A 22,412-nucleotide genomic window follows, 5' to 3' on the forward strand; every position below is an offset into this window, starting at 1 on the left:
ACACTCGGCGGCTTTGCAGGCAGGCTGCGGCGTGCACGGCAAAACTTGGGCAGGCGTTGCCCCATGCTTATCTTCAAAAAACAGAAGCCCATGCTATGAATTTACTCAAGTCGCTGGCTGCGGTTAGCTCGATGACCCTGCTGTCGCGGGTGCTTGGCTTTGTGCGCGATACCCTGGTGGCGCGGATTTTCGGTGCCGGGATGGCGACCGATGCCTTTTTTGTCGCCTTTAAGTTGCCTAATTTACTGCGCCGAATCTTTGCCGAGGGAGCATTTTCACAGGCCTTTGTGCCGATTTTGGCCGAGTACAAAACCCAGCAAGGCGAGGAGGCTGCTCGCACCTTTATCGCTTACATCAGCGGCCTGCTGACCTTGGTATTGGCGCTGGTGACTCTGCTGGGCATGCTGGCGGCGCCTTGGGTGATCTGGCTGACGGCGCCGGGTTTTGTCGATAGCGCCGAGAAGTACGCGCTGACCACCTCGCTATTGCGGGTGACCTTTCCCTATATCTTGCTGATTTCCCTGGCCTCCTTGGCCGGGGCGATTCTCAACACCTGGAACCGCTTCTCGGTGCCGGCTTTTGTGCCGACCCTGCTCAATCTGAGCATGATTGTGTTTGCCTTGTTTCTGACCCCGTATTTTGATCCGCCGATCATGGCGCTGGCCTGGGCGGTACTGGTCGGTGGTTTGTTGCAGTTGCTCTATCAGCTGCCGCACCTGAAGAAGATCGGCATGCTGGTGTTGCCCCGGCTGAATCTGCGCGACGCTGGCGTTTGGCGCGTGCTACGGCAGATGGGGCCGGCAATAGTCGGGGTCTCGGCAAGTCAGTTTTCGCTGATCATCAACACCATCTTCGCCTCGTTTCTGGCGGCGGGTTCGGTGTCGTGGATGTATTACGCTGATCGTCTGATGGAGCTGCCCTCGGGTGTGTTGGGCGTGGCACTGGGGACGATTTTGTTGCCGGTGTTGTCGAAATCCTTCGCCGGCAAAGACCCTGCCGAGTTTTCCCGGGTGCTGGATTGGGGGCTGCGCCTGTGCCTGTTGTTGGTGCTGCCCTGTGCGTTGGCATTGGCGATTCTGGCCGAGCCGTTGACGGTGGCGCTGTTTCAGTACGGTAAATTTACCGCCCATGATGCGCAGATGACCCAGTTGGCGCTGATCGCCTATGCGTTTGGTTTGACCGGCATCTTGCTGATCAAGGTGCTGGCGCCGGGCTTTTATGCTCAGCGCAACATCCGCACCCCGGTGCGCATCGCGCTGCTGAGCATTGCCGTCACGCAACTATTCAACCTGCTGTTTTTCTACGTTTTCCCCGAGGGCACTAAGCACGCCGGTTTGGCGCTGGCGATTGGCCTTGGCGCCTGCCTGAATGCGAGCTTGCTGTTTTGGCAGTCACGCAAGCAGGCGATGTACACACCATTGGCGGGTTGGGGCGGGTTTTTGCTTAAGCTACTGGCGGCTGTGTTGGCGATGGCGGCCGTATTGCTGGGGTTGATGCACTACATGCCCGCGTGGTCGGATGGTGGCATGCTTGAGCGTCTGCTGCGGCTAATGCTGCTGGTGGCGGCCGGGGCGCTGAGTTATTTCGCTGTCCTGGCGTTGCTGGGGTTTCGCCTGCGGCACTTTTCGCGGCAAGCGCTGAGTTGATGCCGTCTGTCGATTGAGTCGTACGCGGTACGCTCAATCACTGTTGTACGGCTGTGCGCCTGTTGTCTGCTGCCGGGTGTGCGTATAATCGTGCACTTTTTAGGCAAGAAGCGTGCTATGCAGCTGGTCCGAGGCCTACACAATTTGCGTCCCGAGCATCGGGGCTGCGTTGCCACTATCGGCAACTTCGACGGCGTGCACCGTGGTCATCAGGCCATTTTGGCCCGTTTGCGTGAGCGCGCCGCCGAGTTAGGCGTGCCCAGCTGCGTGGTGATCTTCGAGCCGCAGCCGCGCGAATTTTTTGCTCCGCAAACCGCGCCTGTGCGCCTTAGTCGCCTGCGTGACAAGCTTGAGTTGCTGGCGGCAGCCGGGGTTGATCGGGTGTTGTGCCTGGCCTTTAACCGGCGCTTGCGCGAATTAAGCGCCGCCGAATTTGTCCAGCGGGTATTGCTCGATGGTCTTGGTGTGCAGCATCTAGAAGTCGGTGACGACTTTCGTTTTGGCTGTGATCGCGCCGGTGATTTCGCCTTTTTGCAGCAAGCTGGGCAAGCGCACGGTTTTACTGTTGAAGAGGCTTCCACCGTTGAGGTGGATGGCGTGCGCGTGAGCAGCACCGGGGTGCGCGATGCTCTCACTGCTGCAGACTTTGCGCGAGTTGAGTCCTTGCTCGGGCGGCCGTTTCAGATTGCCGGGCGGGTTTTGCACGGACAGAAGCTCGGACGCCAGCTCGGGACGCCAACCGCCAATATCCAGCTCAAGCGTTGCCGCGTGCCGCTGACCGGTGTGTATCTGGTCAGCATCGAGTTGGCTGGGGTGCAGCAACCGGGGGTCGCCAATATTGGTGTGCGACCATCGGTAAAAAGCGATGGGCAAGCCCATCTAGAGGTGTTTTTGCTCGATTTTGCCGGTGATCTTTACGGCCAGCATTTGAGCGTGACCTTTAAACACAAATTGCGTGATGAACAGCGGTTTGCCTCGCTGGACGCGCTGAAGACAGCGATTGCTGCGGATGTCGCTGCCGCCCGCGCCTACTGGCACCAGCCTCTTGCTGACTAGCCTCTTGAATGATGAGCCTCGACTGACATGACCGATTACAAAGCGACCCTGAACCTGCCCGACACGGCGTTCCCCATGAAGGCCGGTCTGCCCCAGCGCGAACCGCAAATCCTCGAGCGCTGGAATAGCCTTGGGCTTTACCAGAAGCTGCGCGAGCAGGGCCAAGGCCGGCCAAAGTTTGTGCTGCACGACGGCCCTCCGTACGCTAACGGCAGCATTCATATCGGTCATGCGGTCAATAAAATCCTCAAAGACATCATCACCCGCTCCAAGACTTTGGCGGGCTTCGATGCGCCCTATGTGCCGGGCTGGGACTGTCACGGTCTGCCGATCGAGCACAAGGTCGAGGTCACCCACGGCAAGCACTTGCCCGCCGACAAAACCCGCGAGCTGTGCCGCACCTATGCCGCCGAACAGGTGGAAGGGCAGAAGGCCGACTTCATTCGCCTGGGCGTGCTGGGCGATTGGGCTAACCCGTACAAGACCATGGACTTTGCCAACGAGGCCGGTGAAATCCGCGCGCTGGCCGAGATGGTCAAACAAGGCTTTGTGTTCAAAGGCTTGAAGCCGGTGAACTGGTGCTTCGATTGCGGCTCGGCCTTGGCCGAAGCTGAAGTTGAATACGCCGACAAGCAATCGCCAACCATCGATGTGGCCTTTCTGGTTGAAGATGCCGAGAAACTGGCCGCCGCCTTCGGTTTGGCCAGCTTGCCGAAACCTGCTTATGCGGTGATCTGGACCACCACGCCCTGGACCATTCCGGCCAACCAGGCGCTGAACGTTCATCCAGAATTTGACTATGTGCTGGTGGATGTCGGCGACAAGCTGTTGCTGCTGGCCGAGGAGCTGGTGGAAAGCTGTCTGGCCCGTTACAGCCTGCAAGGCGCAGCCATATCGACTGCAAAGGGCGCGGCGCTTGAGCTGGTTCGCTTCCGTCATCCGTTCTACGAGCGCTTCTCGCCGGTCTATCTGGCCGACTACGTTGAGCTGGGCGCGGGCACCGGCGTGGTCCATTCGGCGCCGGCCTATGGTGAGGAAGATTTCCGTTCCTGCAAAGGCTACGGCATGAGCAACGACGAGATCATCAGTCCGGTGCAGAGCAACGGCGTCTATGTCGAGTCGCTGCCATTCTTCGGCGGTCAGTTCGTCTGGAAGGCCAATCCGCTGATAGTCGAGAAGCTCGCCGAAGTCGGTTGCCTGCTGGCCAGCGACAAGATCATGCACAGCTACATGCATTGCTGGCGGCATAAGACCCCGTTGATCTACCGCGCCACCGCGCAGTGGTTCGTCGGCATGGACCGTCAGCCAGTCACCGGCGAAACCTTGCGCAAGCGGGCGATTGCCGCCATCGAACAAACCGCCTTCGTGCCGACGTGGGGCCAGGCGCGCCTGCACAGCATGATTGCCGGTCGGCCTGACTGGTGCATCTCGCGTCAGCGCACCTGGGGCGTGCCGATCCCGTTTTTCTTGCACAAAGAAAGCGGCGAACTGCACCCGCGCACCGTCGAGCTGATCGAGGAAGTCGCGTTGCGGGTTGAGCAACAAGGTATCGAAGCCTGGTTCAAGCTGGACGCTGCCGAGCTGCTCGGCGATGAAGCGGCCGACTACGACAAAATCAGCGACACCCTGGATGTCTGGTTCGACTCCGGCACCACCCACTGGCACGTGCTGCGCGGTTCGCACCCGCTCGGCCACGACAGCGGCCCGCGCGCCGACCTGTATCTGGAAGGCTCCGATCAGCACCGCGGTTGGTTCCATTCGTCGTTGCTGACCGGTTGCGCCATCGATAACCAAGCGCCGTACCGCGAGCTGCTCACCCACGGTTTTGTGGTCGATGAGAACGGCCGCAAAATGTCCAAGTCGCTGGGTAACGTGGTCGCGCCGCAAGAGGTAAACGACAGCCTGGGTGCCGACATTCTGCGCCTGTGGGTGTCGTCCACCGACTACTCCGGCGAAATGGCGGTGTCCAAGGTGATTCTGCAGCGCAGCGCCGATGCCTACCGGCGCATCCGCAACACCGCGCGCTTCTTGCTCTCCAACCTCAGCGGCTTTAATCCGGCCGAACATCTGCTGGCACCCGGCGACATGCTGGCGCTGGATCGTTGGGCGGTGGATCGGGCCTTGTTGCTGCAGCGTGAGCTGGAAGAGGCCTACGGCGAATACCGCTTCTGGAACGTCTACCAAAAAGTGCACAACTTCTGCGTGCAGGAGTTGGGCGGCTTCTACCTCGACATCATCAAGGATCGCCAGTACACCACCGCCGCCGACAGTACGGCGCGGCGCTCCTGCCAAACCGCGCTGTTTCATATCAGCGAGGCGCTGGTGCGCTGGATTGCACCGATTCTGGCCTTCACCGCCGACGAGTTGTGGCAGTACCTGCCGGGCGAGCGTAACGAGTCGGTGATGCTCAATGGCTGGTACAGCGGCCTGAGTGAAATGCCGGCGGACTTAGAGCTGGATCGCGCCTTCTGGGAGCGGGCCATGGCGGTCAAGACGGCGGTCAACAAAGAGCTGGAAAACCTGCGGGCGGCCAAAGCCATCGGCGGCAACTTGCAGGCGGAAGTTACCCTGTATGCCGAAGACGCCTTGGCGGCCGACCTGGCCAAACTCAGCAATGAGCTGCGCTTTGTGCTGATTACCTCAACCGCCACCGTGGCAACCTTGGCCAGTGCGCCGGCTGACGCCGTGGCTACCGAGGTGCCAGGCTTGAAGTTACGGGTGCTGAAGTCGGCCCACAGCAAGTGCGGTCGTTGCTGGCATCACCGTGAGGACGTCGGCCAGCACGCCGCCCATCCAGAACTGTGCGGTCGCTGTATCGAGAACATCGAAGGCGCGGGCGAGGTGCGCCACTATGCATAAGAGCAATGGGCTTAATCAAAAGCGCTTTGGCCGGTTGGCTTGGCTGTGGCTGAGCGTCGTGGTGTTGCTGCTCGACCAGCTCAGCAAGGTGTATTTCGAGGGCGCCTTGAGTCTCTATCAGCAGATAGTGGTGATCCCGGATTACTTCAGCTGGACCTTGGCCTACAACACCGGCGCAGCTTTTAGCTTTTTGGCCGATGCCGCCGGTTGGCAGCGCTGGTTCTTCGCCGCCATCGCCTTGGTGGTCAGCGTGGTGCTGGTGGTTTGGCTCAAGCGCCTGAAGGCCCATGAAACCTGGTTGGCCGTGGCGCTGGCGCTGGTGCTGGGCGGCGCCATTGGCAATTTGTTTGATCGGGTGGCTTACGGTCATGTGATCGATTTTATCTTGGTGCACTGGCAGAACCGTTGGTACTTTCCTGCGTTCAATTTAGCCGACAGCGCCATTACCCTCGGCGCAATCTTGCTGGCGCTGGATATGTTTAAACCGCAAAAGAGCGCGGAGCTTAGCCATGACTGAATCCTTTGCAACTGAGCAGCGTATCGGTGCTGCCACCCAGGTGACCTTGCATTTCGCCATCAAGCTCGACAATGGCGATGTGGTCGACAGCACCTTCGACAAACAACCGGCCACCTTCAAGGTCGGCGACGGTAATCTGCTGCCAGGTTTTGAGCAGGCGCTGTATGGCCTCAAAGCTGGCGATAAGCGCAACTTGCCGATCCTGCCGGAGCAGGGCTTCGGTCAACCGAACCCGCAGAACGTACAGGTGATGCCGCGCAGTCAGTTCAAAGACATGGAGCTGGCCGAAGGCTTGCTGGTGATCTTCAATGACGCCGCCAATGCCGAGTTGCCGGGCATGGTGCAGAGCTTTGACGATAACCAAGTAAGTGTTGATTTCAATCACCCCCTGGCTGGCAAGACACTGGGCTTTGAGGTGGAGATTGTTGCGGTGCAGGCGCTGTAGCGCTGTTGTTGATTTTCGTCGGGTGGGCGCTGCTGTTGGCTTCTCGTAGGGTGGGTTAGCCGCGCAGCGGCGTAACCCACCAGCGGTGTCATGCTCGCAGGGGTTGAGTGGTGGCCCCTGATGGCGGATTGTTCGCTGCGCTCCTGAATCCACCCTACGCCTGTGTTCTTTTTTCGCTGTATGCAAAGCACCATCACCATCCAGAGGCTCGCGCCATGCAGATTAAACTCGCCAATCCTCGCGGCTTTTGCGCCGGCGTCGACCGCGCCATCGAGATCGTCAATCGGGCTCTGGAAGTCTTCGGCGCGCCTATCTATGTGCGCCACGAAGTGGTGCATAACAAATTCGTGGTTGAAGACTTACGCTCTCGCGGCGCGATATTCGTCGAAGAGCTCGATCAGGTCCCCGACAACGTCATCGTCATCTTCAGCGCCCATGGCGTCTCTCAAGCAGTGCGCCAAGAGGCCGCTAGTCGTGGTCTCAAGGTCTTCGATGCCACCTGCCCACTGGTGACCAAGGTGCATATCGAGGTGGCGCGCTACAGCCTCGACGGCCGCGAGTGCATCCTTATCGGGCATGCCGGCCATCCAGAAGTCGAAGGCACCATGGGCCAGTACGACCGCAGCAATGGCGGCGAAATCTACCTGGTCGAAGACGAAGCCGACGTCGCCAAGCTCGAAGTGCGCAACCCCAAAGCGCTGGCCTTCGTCACCCAAACCACCCTGTCGATGGACGACACCAGCCGCGTCATCGACGCCCTGCGCGCCAAGTACCCGAGCATCGGCGGGCCACGCAAAGACGACATCTGCTACGCCACCCAGAACCGCCAAGACGCGGTCAAGCAGCTTGCGAGTGAATGTGACGTGGTCTTGGTGGTCGGCAGCCCCAACAGCTCCAATTCCAACCGGTTGCGCGAATTGTCCGAGCGCCTAGGTACACCTGCCTATCTGATCGATGGCGCCGAAGACTTGCGGCGGGAATGGTTTGCAGATGCCACCCAGATCGGCATTACCGCCGGCGCATCGGCACCGGAGGTGCTGGTGCGTGGGGTGATTGAGTTGCTGTGTGAATGGGGTGCGAGCGGGGCGGATGAGTTGCAGGGTAGGGCTGAGAATGTAACTTTTTCGATGCCGAAGGAGTTGCGAGTAAAGCAGTTATAGTTTCGATAAAAAAACGCCCAATCAGATGATTGGGCGTTTTTATTGCTGCTTAGCGCCAGCACTCAGCGGCAGTTTTGCTGCCGTTGATGACGCCTTTAGTGCCCAGCGCGGTTAGTGTTAAGTTGCCACACTTGACATCATTGAACTGCTGAGTAGCTGTCAGGGTGTAGCCACCGTCACCTGCGTTGTTACTGACGCTCAGGGTGTATTTACCTGTTGCAGATGTTACTGCACCATTGTTTGTAGGTGAGCGCACATTGAGCTTTCCGAGTTCTCCCTGAATAAAAATATAGGCAAAGTTTTGCGCGTTATAACGTTCTTGGGCCGCCGCGGCCTCATTGAGTAAGGCCTGTCCTTCGGTCCTGTTGCCGCGCTGAACGTATTCGGTGTAACTCGGGTAGGCAATTGCCGAGAGAATCCCAATGATCGCCACCGCGATCATTAACTCGATTAGGGTAAATCCCTGAGCGTTCTTTTTTGCCAAACTCATTAAAGCTCCTCCACTTGGCGCCAGCTTTGTCGACCAGTACTATCAGGCCCCAGGTATATCTTCAAACCACCTTTGCTGCTGGATATCTCATAGGATCCATCAGGCGTTTGTGACAAGGTGATCCCGCCTTCGCCGTCTTGTTTAATTGCAGCGAGAACCTTGGGCTTACTTGGGTCGCCCATGTCTTTATAGTCAAAGGTATGGTGCGCGGTTCTACCGCCGCGAAATGGGTTGATGGCATAAATCCAGTTGCTGGCGCCATCGGTACAGGGGTCGCTGTTGGGGACAAGTGTTTGGAATAACACCGTGCGGCCAAAAATGACCATGTTTTCAATAACCATTTCGCCATCTAGCCCGCCCACGGTTAAATCGAGAAGCCAGCCATATTTGCTGATATTGCCACTAGCGTCAGTCCAGGCAATGGCGTTGTCGGAAATGGTTCTGCCGATGATGCTCTCGTTTTTTGAATTTTTGCCGGTGACTTGAGTCTCGATTGTTTGGGTAACAAGATTGCTGCGCGTGATGCTTATCGCGCTGGTTGACTCGCCACGCGTTTTAGTGTCCCAGATACCATAAACGCTTTGGGCGATGTTCTTGTTGCCATCTTTGTCGCCGTCTTCAAAGTATTTGCCGGTACCAAAAACCACCAGGTGGCCTTTGCCGCTGGGATGCCGAATAAGTGAGGGGGCTGAGGTAATAGGTTGGCGCACAGCGGCGTTCGCCGCCACGGCCTTAAACAGTGGGGAGGCGCCATAGCCAGCGTCGAAGTCATCGATGGCGCTGCTACTGTCATCCTCAGTGGTATAAGGCTTGCTGCTGTCGCGGCCACTTTTAAGTAAGTCAAAGCGCCAAAGGTTACCTTGCAGGTCGCCGGCATAGGCGTAATCGGCCACGCCGTCGCCGTTGTAGTCGGCAAGTTTAGGCGTGGAAAGACCATTGCTGGTGCCGGCAAGGCCCGCAACTTCAAGGCTTTTTAGTAAGCTGCCGTTAAAGGCATCGACGATAAAGAGTGCGGCTTTGCCATTGGCGCTGTTGGTGGCCTCATAACCATTGCCAAAAACCACGGCCCACTTACCCGTGTGCAGGCGGGCGATGGTCGGTTGCGCAAAGCTATGGCCCATTTTCACGGTGCTAGGTAGGGGGATAGAGGCATCATCAAACTCCCAGAGCAGTTTTTCACTGCCGGGAGTGGTGATGTCCAGGGCAAATAGACCTTTTCCACCTGCCCGCAATGTACCCACTAATATCGTGCGCCATTCGCTGCCGTTATAGGCATCGGCAACCATGGGGGAGCCATCGACATAAAATTCATGGCTGTAGTTTTTGCCGGTCAGCTTGTTTAGCTTGGCGAACACGGCGGTGGGAACAAAGGCAAACTCTTCTACGCCTGTATTGGCGTTAAAGCCATGCAGCATGCCGTCGTTGCCACCCACATACACGCGGGGGCTACGGGTTTTGACCGATTCCTTGAAGGTGGTGTAGGCGGTATTGCCCTCGATGCTATTGGCGATGCTGGCCAGGTAACGCTCTTGCAAAACAGACGCGGGGCTGGACGAGTAGAGGTCGCCAAGTACCGTCGTGCGGGTGCGAAAACCTGTTGCCCCTTCGCCGGAGCGAACGCCGCGTAGATAGTCCAGGCGCGCCGCGCCTTTAGTGTCTGGAGTATTGCCGTTTTCGGGGTCGCGACTCAGCAGGTTGGCCAGGCTGCCGGCAGTGTTGACGCCGCCCGCGTTTGCCCAGGTAAAGTCTTGTAGATTGGAACCTGTGGTGCTTTTAATTTTGATATTGCGAGAGCCGGCTGCGGGCAGTTGATCTTTTGCGCTCCACTTTTCAGTGAATGTCTCTTCGTATTTATTAGTCACTGAGTTAAAAAAGAGCTCTTTTTCCGAACGCTTCAAATCACCGGCCCAATTATCATCGCTGGCATAAGAGGTTTGATAGGATACGGTAGTGACTGTAGTGCCCTTAATAGCATCCTCAATTATTTGCCCCGAGTTAATGGCAGGTTTAGCCGCTACCGATTTGCGATCGGCAATCCGTGACATGATATCGGCAAATGCCTGAACTACCGATTCCGTGCTCTCGGCACTGAAGAACTCTCCGCGTGAATTGATCGCGGCGTGCCAGAGGTCATAAACGTTATTTGTAGAGTTGGACGCTGCCGCGGGCCATGTGCGAGTGCCATTTACGAGGCTTATATAGCCTGGGCTGCCAAAGGTTCCATTTGCGTCCCACTCAAGCCCTGCTTGGGTAAGGCTATCAGTCAGGCCAAGGCCGACAGTAAAGTTCACCATGTTTTGCCATGTGGCGGGGTTATTGCGCGCATTCCAATAGTTTTGACTGTCGGTACCAGTCTTATCCGCATAATAAGGCTTTAACTGGTTGGCTGCGCCGCCCGTGCCTGGGCGTAAATCGGTTGCCCAGTAATGCATGGCGAGGTCGGCGAGGGTATTGCTCGTCGGGTCGGCATAGGGAGTGCGTGTGCCGTTATAGTTGGTTCCGTCCGGCAGGTTAAAGTTTGCGTGGTCACGCAGTACGGTGCCGGCAGGTGTGCCGTCTGCGCCATTCCATACCCCGTCAGTCATTAATATGTGATAGCTGGGTCTGCATGAGTAGGTGTTTGCGGGGGTGTTGCCAAGCTCATTAGGGAATTTTTCCCAGGCGGCATCGGTCATCAAAAATTTACCGGCGCGATCCAGGGCTAAGCGTAGAGGGGTGCCGTTTGGGAAGGTTATATGATGCAGCCAGGTAAACAATCTGCCGCGTTGTGCTTGAGTAAATTCACGGAATCGGTTGTCGCGGCCGAGGCAGCTTGCTGCGCTATTAAGTTCTGTGCAAGTAGTTAGTCCCTGCCAGGTTATGCGCGTAGAGCTCGGTAGCTCTGCGAAAACAATGCTGGCGGCACTCACCGTGGCGAGGGCGCGTGTTCGATAAAATGAATACCAGTTGGCAAAGTTCTGTTGTTCGGTAGCACCGGAAACATATACGCGGCGATAACAGTTATCGTTGTTGCGTTGGGCTGTGGCTAGTGCTGGGCAGCTGGGTCTTGTCGTGTCAAAAACATAGTAATAGGCGGCGACGTTGGTTGAGCGGCGATCATTACTCCTTATAACGTAGTTGCCGCTGCTGTTGCGATTGCAGGTGATTGTTGTGTAGTCGTTAGCGGATGTTATGGTTGCTTCGCAACTTGAGTTAGATATCCGTTTGATGGTAAAGGTTACATTGTTTACAGTTATTGGTGCTGAGGTTTGGCCGTTGCTGAGGGGTGCGCTTTGCACTATGTCTAGGTAAAAATCGGGGTGTGGGTTTTGGGCGGGATTATTGCTCGCAGTATGGTTCGAGTACGAGAGGCTCATTATGTAACTGTTGCTTAAGTTGACAATGCCTTGGCTGGGCATGAAACCATAAAGGGGGGCGGCGGTAAAGCTTGACGAATAAGGTGTGGTTGCTGGGCTGCCATCATCATTGAATCTTGGTGGCGCCTTATATGTTGTGGCTGGATTATAATGCAGTGGATTGAAATGGGCTGAGCGTAGTCTCGCTTGATTTGAAATTCCCCCCGCATTGTCGGGCACATACGAGCTATTCATACTGCCGGAGTCATCTAGGGAAAGAACCAGGTTTGGCGGTACGCCAACGGTTAAGCTCAGCGGGCTTTGTGATACTGAGGCTTGCGCGTTGAGCGCGGCCACTAAGAGGCTGCCGACGGTCAGTGTGTTTATTAGCGCGCGCAAGGGCACTGAGGTTGATTTTTTATTCATTGTTATTCCCCTGAGTGGAACCTGGCGATGGTTGATTGTACGGCGAACTGATCATTGGCTTGGCCTGTTATCAGGTAGTAGTAGGTGCCCTTGCCCGCACCGGCGTCCCCATACTCGACGTTGATACCCTCAACAGGGATCTCTACGCTGTTCCAAAAGGCGTTTACGGACAGCGTGGTTATTGTGCCGGCGGATGTGCCGCGATAAGGCATCCAGGGGATGTAGGTGCTGTTGCTGGCTGCAGTTGTTTCGGCTCCGGTCCAATTATGCTGTTCTTTTATAAAAATCAGTGGGTCGCGGAGGAAGTCGTTTATAGCCGCCGCATAGGCTTCTTTGGGATCTTGACTGGCTACTTCGATAATGCAGGGCTTGTTGCCGAGTCTTTTGTAGGTATTTATTTTTTTGCAGTTTTCTGTATTGGGCTCAAGCTTGCGGGGTCTTTGGCCGCGGCCGTAAAAACGGTTCTCCGCCTCGCGCAGGGCGGATTCACTGGCGTTAAACAGTTGTTGATTTTCCATTTTATTGGCCGTCATGCGCCCTTCGAGGGTGACTTCGCGCATATTGGTAACGGTTAGCACCGTGAGCACCAACAGCATAATCAAGGCCACTAACAGCACGGCGCCGCCTTGTTGTTTTTTCTGGAGCTGTCTCATGGCATCAGGTTCCTCATCGACACGGCGCTATTGGCTAGTTGATATAGATGTTGTTTGTCTGCTGCGGCGAGCCTGCTCTTGCTGGCATTGCTGGCATCTCTGTTCCAGGTATCTAATATGCTTGAGTTAGTTGAGGTGCGCTGGTTTTGCTCGCTGGCCATGAGGGCTGCATAGCGTACTTGTAATATATCGCCGCTGCTGCTGGTCCAGTTATCTGCACTGATGATGCTTTCAATCGTCTTGTCGCTATTGGTGTCTAGCGCAAACTGCAGGCGAAAATCGGCGATGCCGGTTAGCAGGTCTGCGCTCTGATTGCCCACCTTGCACTCAAGGGTGCCATTCAGTTTGGTTGCGTCGGGGTCCTGTCTGTAGCGCAGCACCATAATTACTGCATTATTCTTGTCGCTAAATGCCTTGCTGTCATCAAAGGCGGGTGTTTGCTGGCCTGTGCAGTCAAGTTCTTGACTGGTCAGTGGTTGGTAACGGATACATATGCCTGTGCCAATTTTGGCTTTGGTTATCGAGGCTTCCGTCTTAAAGACTTCGCAGTCGGCGGAGGCGGGAAGGCTTTTAAAGGCAAATTCTTTAGTTGCCTCAGGTGCTCGGCGATAGCCGGCTTTGTTTAGGTAGCTGTCTACCAGCATGACCAGGAATTTACTGCTTTCTTGGTTGCCGGCCTGGCTCTGCTGGAATATATAGTTGCGTTTATTGTCTAGGTATACTTGGGTTATACCTAGTATTAAAAAACTGCTGATGGCGAGCGAAATCAGTAGTTCAATCATGGAAATACCAGTTTGCTGGCTGGCAAGCAGACGTTTATATATTTTGTTCATAGCTCAACCCGTGTGCGATAAATACAGGTGGTTTCATTGGGGGCGCGATCATCGGGGCATTCGCCGCTTTTTACTCGCCAGGCTAATTGAATTTCCAGCGCCGAGCCTGTGGCATCGCAGATTGGGTTGCTGGTGGCAGTCGGTGTTGAGCTGCGGCAGATATAGACGTTGGCATTAAACAGTGCCGTGGCATTAGGCAGCCTGCGTTTGACTTGTTCTACCCAGCAGTCACGTTGTAATCGTGCCGTGCCGGGTGCAATACACGCGCCGGCAACGGGTATTTTAGGCGCCGGGGCAAAATCTTTACCTTTGGCTTTGTAGAAGATTGAGGTTGTTTTAAGGTCGCTGCTGACTGGCTGGATTGGCGGTAAGGTATCGAAAATAAGTTGTGGATTAGCGCGCATGATTTCTATGAGTTGATTGGTTAAATCAACGGCGGCGTTGCGTTGGATTGATTCTTGGGTGTAGTGAATGCTGCGGCTTTGCATGGCAAGCATGCCGAGTACGCCAGTGGTGACCAGGATTAAAGTAACCAGTACTTCAATTAAACTAAAGCCCGTTTGCGTTTTCAAAGGTATATTCCCTTATTCACAAGCCGCTAAGTTGGTGGTGTTATTTTCTTTTTTGCCCTTTGGGTGCAGTTCGATGCTGCCACTGGGTTCGACCGTAATCAGGTAGCCGTCAGCGGGTTTATTATCGCGGCAGATTGTAAAGCTGGCGCCGGCACTGACCACGCCACTCGGGCGATACAGCAGTTCGCTGATTGCTGCGGTGCGGTTGCTGTTCAGTGCAACGATTTTGGCTTGAGTGGCGCTATGTTCTAATGTGCGGATGACTTCGTCCTGCTTGCTTGGACGTTGAATTTCCCATGCAGTGCTGTCTTTGAAAATCAATTTAACCTGCGCTCTGTTGTTAATGGCGTGGTCGCGCGCAAACATTAAAAAGGTCTTTAGCTCCTCTGCTGCTGCTTTTACCTGATTGTTGCGTATGAACTGAGTGAAGCTAGGTACTGCTATGGTTGCCACAATCGCGAGCAATGCGAGGGTGATCATCAGCTCTACGAGGGTAAAGCCTTGCGTGTTGTCTAGGCGAGGCATGCTGCGCTCCAATAGGTCTTGTGAGCGAGATCATCTGGTTTTGCTGTGTGCTTGTCTTGCTCGTTGAGATAGTCGGCCATTTTGGCTGGATAACTGGGGCGCGCCGCTTAGCTGTGCGTTTTTGACGGCTTGTGGCTGGCAGGCGGCCACAGCGTTATGGATATGATTTTGCTTTTACCCAAAACGAAGCCAGGACTGATCTGCTTTGGCCGGCTGGGGCTACTGGCAGCGTGCACTTTCTTGTTGGTTTTCCTGTGGGCTTGCCCAGCGTATGCGCCCCTGTCTGTTTATGAGTATCTGCATCGCTACGGCTTGCTGTTCGCAGGTGAAAAATCGGCCGTTGCTTATGGGGCTGGTGCCGTTGCTGTGAAAACGAATACTGCCGCTAAAGCCTGACCAGCGTAGGTTCGTTACGCCCGCAAAAGCGGCTGCGTGATGGAGCGCTTGTCGATTGCTGCGTAGCCGAATAAGCCAAGGGTCTTGCCAGTCTGTCGTGCATTTGCGTCCGTTTTTACTTGGGCATAGCTCAACGCCTTGTTTTCTAAGTACAGCTTGACTGCGCGCCTGCTGCAACTGGGCGTGAATTGTGTGCATGACTGCTTGGTTTCTATTGTGCTCTAACAGGCGCGCGATGGCGGGTGCAGCAAGTGTGGCAAGTAGCGAGATGAGCGCTGCGGTTATGAGTAGTTCTGCGAGGGTAAAGGCGTGTTGCCTTATGCTGGTATGCATGATGTCGTCCGTGTTTGCATGGGTGAAGGCTCGAACTCCGTTCGTGCTATTGGTATAGCTCGTTTTGGGCTGTTCAAAGCTTGCAAAGCGAATTTTTGTGAGCGATTTGATTGTTGTTGTGGGCTGGCAGGTGCCGCCTGTGCGGAGCAGCGTTCGATTGAAATGCTGCTGCAGGTTCGCCGGTAATGTGGCTCTGCTCGGTGGTTATCTCTGAAATGGTACTCAGTGCTTGGCCCGAGCAACCTTTAGTCGCTGTATTCTTTTGCAGTCTTTTGAGCTTCTGGTAATCAGTGCTGCACAGTGCACTTTTAGTTTGCGGCCTGAGTTTGATCACGTTGCGAGCGCGTTGTTTTAATTCGTGGTGTTTAGGTCTGTAATTTACGGGTGAGTCAGGTATGAGTGATGTCATTGTTGTGGGCGCTGGTGTTATTGGGTTGCTCTCTAGCTATCAGCTGGCGTTAGCTGGTCGCGATGTATCATTGCTGGATATAGGTGGTGTCGGTAAAGAAGCTTCTTGGGCTGGAGGGGGGATTGTTTCGCCGCTTTATCCCTGGCGTTACAGCCCAGCGGTGACGGCGTTGGCGCATTGGTCGCAGGATTTTTATCCGGGGTTGGCGCAGCGGTTGTTGGCCGATACCGGGGTTGATCCTGAGGTGCATGTGACGGGCTTGTATTGGTTTGATCTGGAGGATCAGGACGAGGCGCTGGCTTGGGCGGTGCGTGAGGGACGGCCGCTGGCTGAGGTGGATATTGCCGATGTGTATCGGGCGCTGCCGATGTTGGCGCCGGGGTTTACCCGGGCCTTGCAGATGCCAGGGGTGGCCAATGTGCGCAATCCACGGTTGGTTCGGGCGTTGCGGCAAGCTTTATTGCAGATGCCGAATATCACCCTGCATGAACATTGTCCGGTGACGGGTTTTGTTCGTGATGGTGAGCGGGTTTGTGGCGTGCAGACTGCGCAGGGTGAGCTACTTGCCGATCAAGTAGTGGTGGCGGCCGGGGCTTGGAGTGCGCAGTTGCTGGGCGCTCTTGGGGTTGAGTTGCCGGTTGAGCCGGTTAAAGGGCAGATGATTCTTTATAAATGCGCTGAGGCTTTTCTGCCGAGCATGGTGTTGGCCAAGGGCCGTTATGCCATTCCACGTCGCGATGGGCATATTTTGGTGGGCAGCACGTTGGAGTTTGAGGGCTTTGATAAAACCCCGACCGATTCTGCTCTGGCAAGCCTTAGGGCTTCGGCCGAGGAGTTGCTGCCGGCTTTGGCCGATGCTGAGGTGGTCGGTCATTGGGCTGGGCTGCGGCCAGGTTCGCCGGAGGGGATTCCCTTTATTGGGCCGGTGCCTGGGCATGCGGGGTTGTGGCTTAACTGCGGGCATTATCGCAATGGCTTGGTGTTGGCGCCGGCCAGTTGTCAGTTGCTGGTTGATCTAATGCTCGGGCGCGAGCCGATTGTCGATCCGGCGCCCTATGCGCCAAGTGGGCGGTAGGGCGCTGCGTAGGTAGCTTGTTGGTTGCGCGGTGGTCGGAGGGGACTGACTCAAGTCGGCAGCCGCGCCGCTAACCCGGCGGCGCTGCCGGAGCTATGTGGTGTGGGCTGACTTTGCAAAAGCCTTAGTTGGCTGAAGCCCTCCCTACAAAATCGGTCTGCAACAGTTAGCGGGTAGATAGTCTCGCTTAGCGAATTCTGGCCTTAGTCGATACCGAGCTTTTTTAGTCGATAGCGCAGCGAGCGGAAGGTCATGCCCAGGCGTTCGGCGGCGGCGGTGCGGTTCCAGCGGGTTTCCTCCAGGGCTTGTTCTATCAGCTTGCGTTCGATGCTCTCGAGGTAGTCCTCAAGGTTGTTTATTCCGGCCAGGCTGATTTCACCAGATTCGCTGCTGGTTTGAGTCTCGGCGAGGCGCAAGTCGCTGGCTTGGATTTGCTCGTTTTCGCAGAGGGTGTAGGCGCGTTCGAGCATGTTCTCCAGCTCGCGGACGTTGCCGGGGAAGCGATAACTTTTCAGTTTGGCGAGAGCGTCATCGCTCAGTGTGGCGCTGGCCAAACCACTGCCTTGGGCGAGGCGGGCAAGCATGCGTGCCGCCAGTAGTGGAATGTCTTCGCGGCGTTCGCGCAGTGAGGGGACGCACAGCTCGATAACGTTCAGGCGGTAGTAAAGGTCTTGGCGAAAGCGTCCGGCGGCCACTTCGGCGGCCAGGTCTTTATGAGTGGCACAGAGCACGCGCACATCGACGATCAACTCTTGCTGGCCGCCGACGGCGCGCACGGCTTTTTCTTGAATGGCGCGCAGCAATTTGACCTGCATGGGCAGCGGCAGGTCGGCGACTTCGTCGAGAAATAAGGTGCCGCCATTCGCTGCCTGAAATAAGCCCTGCTTGTCCTCAATGGCGCCGGTGAAGCTGCCTTTTTTATGGCCGAAAAACTCGCTCTCCATCAGCTCGGAGGGGATGGCGCCGCAGTTGACCGGCACAAAGGGTTTTTCCAGTCGCGGGCCTTGTTCGTGGATTAGCCGGGCGACCAGCTCTTTGCCGCTACCGGATTCGCCGCTGATATACACCGGTGCCTGGCTGCGGGCGAGCTTGCTGATCTGGCTGCGTAGGGTGCGCATCGGTGGCGTGTCGCCGAGCAGGCGGTCATCGACACTGCGTTCATCGCTGCCGGTAGTGCCAAGGCGCAGGGCGCTGTTGACCAGTTCGCGCAGGCGGGTGAGATCCACCGGCTTGGTCAGGTAATCGAAGGCGCCAGCTTTCAGTGCGTTGATTGCGGTGTCGAGGCTGCCGTAGGCGGTGATCATCGCGACCGGTACATGGGGGTGGCGTTGCTGGATATGCTGCACCAGCTCTAGGCCAGTGCCGTCGGGCAGGCGCATATCGGTCAGGCACAGGTCGAAGGGCTCGCGGGCCAGCCACTCGCGCGCCTCTTTGACGTCGCGGGCGCTGCGGGTGTCGAGCTTCATGCGGCCCAGGGTGATCTCCAATAACTCGCGGATATCGGGCTCGTCGTCGACGATCAGGGCTCTCTGCCGGCTCATGCTTAACTCAATTTTCGGGGGTGGGCGAAGGTGATGCGAAAGCAACTGCCGCCGCTGTCGCGTCTTTGGTAGTCCAGTCGCGCTTGATTGCTTTCGCAGAGTTCGCGCGAGATATACAGGCCCAGGCCGGTGCCTTTGTTGTCGGTGGTAAAGAAGGGCTCAAAGATACTCTGAAGTTGCTCGACCGGCACGCCGGGCCCGTCGTCGAGCACTTCTAATACCGGCAGGTCGCTGTCGGTGGCGCGAAACAGCTTTAGCCACACCTGGCTCTGGCTGTGGCGTTGGCCGCTGTAGCGCAGGCCGTTCTGCACCAAATTAGTCAGTACCTGCGTGAGCTGATGAGGGTCCATGCGGGTTTGCAGGCTGCCGCTACAGGCCTCGAGGTGCAGCATTTGATTGGCTGGGGCGGTGCTGCGGTATTCGCTGGCAAAGCGATGCAGCCAGTATTTTAGATCGAGCAATTGCGGCTCTGCTTGGCGGCGGCGCGACAGTTGCAATACGTTCTCGATCACCTGATTCATCCGCCGGGAATGGTCTTGAATAATTTGCGCCAGGCGTCGATCCGTCGCTGGCAGATGTTCGGACTCTTGTAGCAGCTGCGCCGCATGGCTGATGGCACCAAGCGGGTTGCGGATTTCGTGGGCGATGCCGGCGGTCAGGCGCCCCAGTGCGGCCAGCTTAAGTTGCTGCGCTTGCTGGGCGATCTGCGAGATGTCATCGAGAAATACCAGGGTGTCCAGTTGCTCGCCGCGTTGCAACGGAACGAAGCTCGGTTGCAGCAGTGGGCCGTTACTCAGTGGCTGCAGGCTTCGCGGGCGCAGTGTCGGGTTATGCCGCCATTGCTGCAGGCTTTTGATCAGTTCGATGCAGTGCGGATCGAGCACCCGTCCTTGCAGTTGCTCGTGCCCAAGCAGGGTGAGCGCGCCGGGGTTGGCCATCAGTACGCGGTGCTGGTCGTCGAGCAGCAAAATGCCGGTGCGCATGCGCTGTAAAATCAGGCTGTTGAGTGCTTCGAGGTTAGCGACCGCTGTTGCCCGTTGCGCGGCCAAGGTTTCGCTTTGCTGCAGGCGACGGGTGAGGCCTTGTAAAAACAGCGCAGCGGCAAAGCACAGGGCGCCAAGTGCGCCGGCCTGCAGGTATTGCCCGCTGGCGGCGGGGCGGCTGATGCTTAGGTAAAACGTCAGGTAGATCATGCCGCTGGCGGCAACTGCCGCAATCAACAGGCCGATGCGGCCGCGCAGCAAAATATTGGCAATCGCCACCGCCACTATCAGTAAGTTACCGAGCCCGCTGGGACTGCCACCGGCAGAATAGAACAGCGCCGACAGCAGTAATACATCGACCAGGGCGATGCTGAATACTTGCAGCACGTTTTTCGGTTTGCGTGCGAGTGCGGCAAATAGCAGATTGCTGCCTAGGTAAGTCCAGCTGACATAGCCAAACAGTTTGGCATTAACCAGGTCGAGTACTTGCGCGTCGAGTTCGGCGTAAGTCAGGGCAACCAATGCCAAGCCGATGATGACGCGATACAGGTGATAGAGCCGCAGTATGCGCAGGCTTTGGTTGTCGCTTAACTCGGGGTGTTCAGTGCTCACTGTGGCGGGGGCCTTGTTGCAGGTGGGCTTGGCTGCAGTAGCTGCTGGCGCCTGAGGTTAGCGCTAAGTGCTGCGGGATATACAGGCCGCAATGGGCACAGCGCAGCATTGGCTCGCCGCTGGGTTCTGTGGTTTTTGTGGGCTGTGCGGCCGAGGCTTGCCGGTGACGGTGGCGCCACAACCAAATGAGCGCGCCAATTAGCGCTAGGGTGAGCAGTAGGCGCAGTAACATGAGTGAGTCTTCTTGAGTGTATGTAGCTCAGTTTAGCCAAGCCGCTGGCGCCAACACAAAGGTTAAAGTGCCGGCTGTGCCTCGATAGTTTTTGACTGTGCGCGAGTTGTTGCTCGGTAAATAAAAAGGGAAGCCGCTGGCTTCCCTTTTTATTGAATTGTTGGCGCTTTAGTCGAATACACCAAAGGTCATGTAGCTCCAGGTTGAGCGGTTTGCGCCATTGGCTTCGGCTTGCTGGTGTTCTTCCTCGGCTTGCTCGTCATCGTCCTGGTTTTGCGGTTGCAGTTCTTCCGGGATTTCGTCGACGGCGTTTTGGTACTGGCGAATCACGTCCTGACTGGCGCGCGTTTCGCCTGGTGGCAGTGGTGCGTCGTTCTCAAGTAGGCCCAGGGTGGCTTTGCTCAGCCAGCTGCGGTTGTCGGCTTCAGCTTCGCTCGAGACAAACTGGCCGTCGACCAGATTTGGCGACTCGGGGTAATTGAGCTTCAGCACTTCCAGGCTGGTGGCTGCAAGGTCGGTTAGGCCCAGGCGTTGGTAGGCTTCAATCATCAGCGCCAAACCGTCGGCGACTGCTGGGGTTTCTTGGAAGTTTTCTATCACGTAACGCCCGCGGGTGGCGGCGGCGACATAGGCCTGGCGTTTGATGTAGTAGTGGCCAACGTGAATCTCGTAGGCCGCCAGCAGGTTGCGCAGGTAAATCATCCGCTCTTTGGCGTCGGCCGAGTAACGGCTGTTGGGGTAGCGGCTGGTCAGCTGGGCGAATTCGTTGAACGAGTCGCGGGCCGCGCCCGGATCACGTTTGGTGACGTCCAGCGGCAGGAAGCGGGCCATGATGCCGCGGTCCTGCTCAAACGAGGTCAGACCTTTCAAGTAGTAGGCGTAGTCGACGTTCGGGTCTTGCGGGTGCAGGCGGATAAAGCGCTCGGCGGCTGATTTGGCAGCTTCCGGCTCCATGCTCTTGTAATAGGCGAAGATCAGGTTCAGTTGCGCCTGTTCGGCGTAGCGGCCGAAGGGGAAGCGTGACTCCAGCGCCTTTAGCTTGCTGACGGCGCTGGCGTAGCTACTGTTGTCCAAGTCGTTCTGCGCTTGCTGGTAGAGCTCGGTCTCGCTGAGGTTCTCGTCCACGGTATCGCTGGATGAGCACGCGGCGGTGAGTCCGAGAATGGCGATCAGCAGCAGGTGTTTCACTTGCATGGCGGCTTGCGTCCCTGTTACGGCTGGCTGTCTTGAGCGCAGTCGTCCTGTTATGATGGGCGTCCCTAAGTGGGGACAAAGTTTTCGTATTTAACCACAAGCGCGCAGCTGAAACCAAAAGCTACACGCCCTTCGCAGCAGCCCATGCCTGAAATCATTCAACATAGTGCAGAAATCCCGTCCGATTTAGGCGGCCAGCGTCTCGATCAAGTTGCCGCGCAACTGTTCGATGAGTATTCGCGTTCGCGCCTGAGCGTCTGGATCAAAGATGGCCACTTGACTGTTGACGGCGCCGTGGTGCGTCCACGCGACATCGTCCATGGCGGCTCGGTGCTGGTGTTAAACGCCGAGCAAGAAGCCCAGGGCGAGTGGATTGCCCAAGACATCGCGCTGGATATCGTTTACGAAGATGACCAGATTCTGGTGCTCAACAAGCCGGCTGGCTTGGTGGTGCATCCGGCGGTCGGTCATGCCGATGGCACCTTGCTGAATGCCTTGCTGCACCATGTGCCGGATCTGGTCAATGTGCCGCGCGCAGGCATCGTTCATCGTCTGGACAAGGACACCACCGGCTTGATGGTGGTGGCCAAGACCCTGCAAGCGCAGACCAAGCTGGTCGATCAGCTGCAAAAACGTTCGGTCAGCCGCATCTATGAGGCCATTGTTATCGGCGTGATTACCGCTGGCGGCAAGATCAACGCGCCTATCGGTCGCCATGGTCAGCAGCGCCAGCGCATGGCGGTGATGGAGGGCGGTAAAGCGGCGGTCAGTCACTACCGCGTGCTGGAGCGTTTTCGTCTGCACACCCATACGCGGGTCAAACTGGAGACTGGCCGTACTCACCAGATCCGTGTGCACATGTCGCACATCAACTTCCCGTTGGTGGGTGACCCGGCTTACGGTGGTCGTTTTCGCATTCCGCCGGCGGCCAGCCAGACGCTGGTGCAGTCGCTCAAAGACTTTCCGCGCCAAGCGCTGCATGCGCGCTTCCTTGAGCTTGATCATCCGACCACCGGTGTGCGGATGAAATGGCAGGCGCCGTTGCCGGATGACTTCGTTTGGTTGCTGACGCTGCTGCGTCAGGATCGCGAAGCCTTTATTGGCTGATCGGCGTTTATTG

19 protein-coding genes are annotated in these 22,412 nt (G+C 56.9%); 8 read left to right on the forward strand and 11 right to left on the reverse strand.

Annotation, left to right across the window (positions count from 1 at the left end; all coding sequences use genetic code 11):
* Positions 1-95 precede the first annotated feature (95 nt).
* From murJ to ispH, 6 genes are all read left to right on the forward strand, one after another.
* The gene (gene murJ, locus Q8R10_RS07585) at positions 96-1,646 is read left to right on the forward strand and encodes a murein biosynthesis integral membrane protein MurJ (protein ID WP_305652529.1); all 1,551 of its coding nucleotides are present in this window, start codon (positions 96-98) and stop codon (positions 1,644-1,646) included.
* 117 nt (positions 1,647-1,763) lie between these two features.
* Positions 1,764-2,702: a bifunctional riboflavin kinase/FAD synthetase gene (ribF, locus tag Q8R10_RS07590; RefSeq protein WP_305652530.1), complete on the forward strand. Its 939-nt coding sequence runs from the start codon at positions 1,764-1,766 to the stop codon at positions 2,700-2,702.
* A gap of 27 nt (positions 2,703-2,729) precedes the next feature.
* On the forward strand, positions 2,730-5,561 hold the full coding sequence (gene ileS / locus Q8R10_RS07595; protein ID WP_305652531.1) for an isoleucine--tRNA ligase: 2,832 nt from the start codon (positions 2,730-2,732) through the stop codon (positions 5,559-5,561).
* The gene (gene lspA / locus Q8R10_RS07600; RefSeq protein ID WP_305652533.1) at positions 5,554-6,078 is read left to right on the forward strand and encodes a signal peptidase II; all 525 of its coding nucleotides are present in this window, start codon (positions 5,554-5,556) and stop codon (positions 6,076-6,078) included. The genes ileS and lspA overlap by 8 nt, the downstream gene beginning before the upstream one ends.
* Positions 6,071-6,523, forward strand: a complete 453-nt coding sequence (locus tag Q8R10_RS07605) for a peptidylprolyl isomerase (RefSeq protein ID WP_305652535.1) — start codon at positions 6,071-6,073, stop codon at positions 6,521-6,523. The genes lspA and Q8R10_RS07605 overlap by 8 nt, the downstream gene beginning before the upstream one ends.
* Positions 6,524-6,738: 215 nt before the next feature.
* Positions 6,739-7,683, forward strand: a complete 945-nt coding sequence (gene ispH / locus Q8R10_RS07610; RefSeq protein ID WP_305652537.1) for a 4-hydroxy-3-methylbut-2-enyl diphosphate reductase — start codon at positions 6,739-6,741, stop codon at positions 7,681-7,683.
* Between the two features lie 49 nt (positions 7,684-7,732).
* On the opposite strand, the gene Q8R10_RS07615 is transcribed toward ispH, so the two are convergent.
* From Q8R10_RS07615 to Q8R10_RS20820, 7 genes are all read right to left on the reverse strand, one after another.
* Positions 7,733-8,173, reverse strand: a complete 441-nt coding sequence (locus tag Q8R10_RS07615; protein WP_305652539.1) for a type IV pilin protein — start codon at positions 8,171-8,173, stop codon at positions 7,733-7,735.
* Positions 8,173-11,934, reverse strand: coding sequence for a pilus assembly protein (locus Q8R10_RS07620; protein WP_305652541.1), 3,762 nt, complete (start codon positions 11,932-11,934; stop codon positions 8,173-8,175). The genes Q8R10_RS07615 and Q8R10_RS07620 overlap by 1 nt, the downstream gene beginning before the upstream one ends.
* Before the next feature lie 2 nt (positions 11,935-11,936).
* Positions 11,937-12,587, reverse strand: a complete 651-nt coding sequence (locus Q8R10_RS07625; protein ID WP_305652543.1) for a PilX N-terminal domain-containing pilus assembly protein — start codon at positions 12,585-12,587, stop codon at positions 11,937-11,939.
* Entirely contained in the window at positions 12,584-13,420 is an 837-nt protein-coding gene (locus Q8R10_RS07630) for a PilW family protein (RefSeq protein ID WP_305652545.1), read from the reverse strand. Before Q8R10_RS07630 ends, Q8R10_RS07625 begins: the two co-directional genes overlap by 4 nt.
* Entirely contained in the window at positions 13,417-13,992 is a 576-nt protein-coding gene (gene pilV, locus Q8R10_RS07635; RefSeq protein ID WP_305652547.1) for a type IV pilus modification protein PilV, read from the reverse strand. Before pilV ends, Q8R10_RS07630 begins: the two co-directional genes overlap by 4 nt.
* Before the next feature lie 12 nt (positions 13,993-14,004).
* The gene (locus Q8R10_RS07640) at positions 14,005-14,517 is read right to left on the reverse strand and encodes a GspH/FimT family pseudopilin (RefSeq protein WP_305652549.1); all 513 of its coding nucleotides are present in this window, start codon (positions 14,515-14,517) and stop codon (positions 14,005-14,007) included.
* A 219-nt stretch (positions 14,518-14,736) separates the two neighbouring features.
* Positions 14,737-15,246: a GspH/FimT family pseudopilin gene (locus tag Q8R10_RS20820; RefSeq protein WP_371133299.1), complete on the reverse strand. Its 510-nt coding sequence runs from the start codon at positions 15,244-15,246 to the stop codon at positions 14,737-14,739.
* Between the two features lie 395 nt (positions 15,247-15,641).
* Here Q8R10_RS20820 and thiO point away from each other — a divergent pair, with 395 nt between their 5' ends.
* Positions 15,642-16,730 carry a glycine oxidase ThiO gene (gene thiO / locus Q8R10_RS07650; protein WP_305652553.1) on the forward strand — a complete coding sequence of 363 codons (1,089 nt, stop codon included), beginning with the start codon at positions 15,642-15,644 and terminating at the stop codon, positions 16,728-16,730.
* 203 nt (positions 16,731-16,933) lie between these two features.
* Here thiO and Q8R10_RS07655 read toward each other — a convergent pair whose 3' ends face one another.
* From Q8R10_RS07655 to Q8R10_RS07670, 4 genes are all read right to left on the reverse strand, one after another.
* Positions 16,934-18,271 (reverse strand): sigma-54 dependent transcriptional regulator, encoded by a 1,338-nt coding sequence (locus Q8R10_RS07655; protein ID WP_305652555.1) that lies wholly within the window; start codon positions 18,269-18,271, stop codon positions 16,934-16,936.
* 2 nt (positions 18,272-18,273) lie between these two features.
* Positions 18,274-19,866: a PAS domain-containing sensor histidine kinase gene (locus Q8R10_RS07660; protein ID WP_305652557.1), complete on the reverse strand. Its 1,593-nt coding sequence runs from the start codon at positions 19,864-19,866 to the stop codon at positions 18,274-18,276.
* Complete coding sequence (locus tag Q8R10_RS07665; RefSeq protein ID WP_305652559.1) at positions 19,856-20,098, reverse strand: PP0621 family protein; 243 nt, start codon at positions 20,096-20,098, stop codon at positions 19,856-19,858. Before Q8R10_RS07665 ends, Q8R10_RS07660 begins: the two co-directional genes overlap by 11 nt.
* 168 nt (positions 20,099-20,266) lie before the next feature.
* Positions 20,267-21,292, reverse strand: a complete 1,026-nt coding sequence (locus Q8R10_RS07670) for an outer membrane protein assembly factor BamD (RefSeq protein WP_305652561.1) — start codon at positions 21,290-21,292, stop codon at positions 20,267-20,269.
* A 144-nt stretch (positions 21,293-21,436) separates the two neighbouring features.
* Between Q8R10_RS07670 and rluD the strand changes: the two genes are divergently transcribed.
* Positions 21,437-22,399: a 23S rRNA pseudouridine(1911/1915/1917) synthase RluD gene (rluD, locus tag Q8R10_RS07675; protein ID WP_305652563.1), complete on the forward strand. Its 963-nt coding sequence runs from the start codon at positions 21,437-21,439 to the stop codon at positions 22,397-22,399.
* The last annotated feature ends 13 nt before the right edge of the window (positions 22,400-22,412 follow it).

Origin of the sequence: Pseudomonas sp. (genome assembly GCF_030698175.1) — a bacterium.
Taxonomy (GTDB): domain Bacteria; phylum Pseudomonadota; class Gammaproteobacteria; order Pseudomonadales; family Pseudomonadaceae; genus Aquipseudomonas.